The organism is Polaribacter sp., from assembly GCF_965660385.1.
Classification (GTDB): Bacteria; Bacteroidota; Bacteroidia; order Flavobacteriales; family Flavobacteriaceae; genus Polaribacter.
The window spans coordinates 1-1,269 of sequence record NZ_CBFHZT010000096.1; the positions used below are offsets into that span (position 1 = coordinate 1).

The following is a 1,269-nucleotide window of genomic DNA, read 5'->3' on the forward strand; positions in this document are numbered from 1 at the left end:
CTAAATGGTTAAAGATTCATAAAGTACAAAAATATTACTCTATTTTCCTTTATGGCTTATTAACTATTAATTGGGCAATTACTACCGATATTAAACAAATGCGTAGGTATTTAAAAAAGAAATTATCGTATGGTAAATTTCCAAACCCAACTACAGAATGGACTAAATTAGTAATCTCTAAAATTGCATATTATGCACTTTGGATTGTTTTACCAATTTTAGTTTTAGATGTTGCTTGGTGGAAAGTTTTAATTGGTTTTTTTGTAATGCACTATACTGCAGGTATGATTTTAAGCTTGGTTTTTCAGTTGGCACACATTGTACCCAACACAGAAATGCCTATACCAGATAAAAATGGAAATTTAGAACATACTTGGGCTATCCATCAACTATATACTACAAGTAACTTTGCACCAAGCAATTGGCTTGTAAATTTTTATACAGGAGGTTTAAATCATCAAGTTGAACATCATATTTTTCCACATATTTCTCATGTGCATTACAGCAAATTAGCTAAAATTGTAAAAGAAACAGCTAAAGAGTTTAATTTGCCTTATAATGAGTATCAAACTACAAGAAAAGCAATTATTGAGCATTTTAAACATTTGGGTGTTTTGGGTCAAAAACCTGAATTAGCATAACAAAAACTGAATAACTTAACGTAAAAATGACACATCCATTATCGGACAGAATTAACAGTTTGCCAGCGTCTGCGACCTTGGCAATGGCTGCAAAAGCAAGAGAATTAAGAGCAGAGGGTAAAGATATTATTGGTTTAAGTTTAGGTGAGCCAGACTTTAATACACCAGATTTTATTAAAGAAGCTGCCATAGCTGCCGTAAACGAAAATTACAATGCCTATACACCTGTAGATGGTTATGGAGAACTAAAAGAAGCAATTTGCGTAAAATTTAAGCGCGATAATGATTTGGATTACAAACCAAATCAAATTGTGGTTTCAACAGGAGCAAAACAATCTATTGCTAATGTAATGCAAGTATTGTTAAACCCAGGAGATGAGGTTTTATTGCCTTGCCCTTATTGGGTAAGTTATTCTGCTATTGCCACACTTTGTGAAGCAAAATCTGTTGAGATTCCTTCAACCATAGAAAATAATTTTAAAATTACACCAGCACAACTTGAAGCTGCCATTACACCAAAAACAAAACTAATTTTATTTAACTCGCCAAATAACCCAAGTGGTATTATTTATAGTGAGGCAGAATATAGAGCATTAGCTGAAGTTTTAGAAAAGTATCCGCAGATTTA

The 1,269-nt window shown here is 32.4% G+C and carries 1 protein-coding gene and 1 pseudogene; both read left to right on the top strand.

Annotation, left to right across the window (positions count from 1 at the left end):
- Window positions 1-641 (top strand): fatty acid desaturase family protein (locus ACTG3V_RS14970; RefSeq protein WP_439132982.1); only part of this gene is annotated, 641 nt, incomplete at its 5' end.
- Between the two features lie 26 nt (window positions 642-667).
- Window positions 668-1,269: pseudogene (locus tag ACTG3V_RS14975) on the top strand (aminotransferase class I/II-fold pyridoxal phosphate-dependent enzyme); the annotation flags it as partial.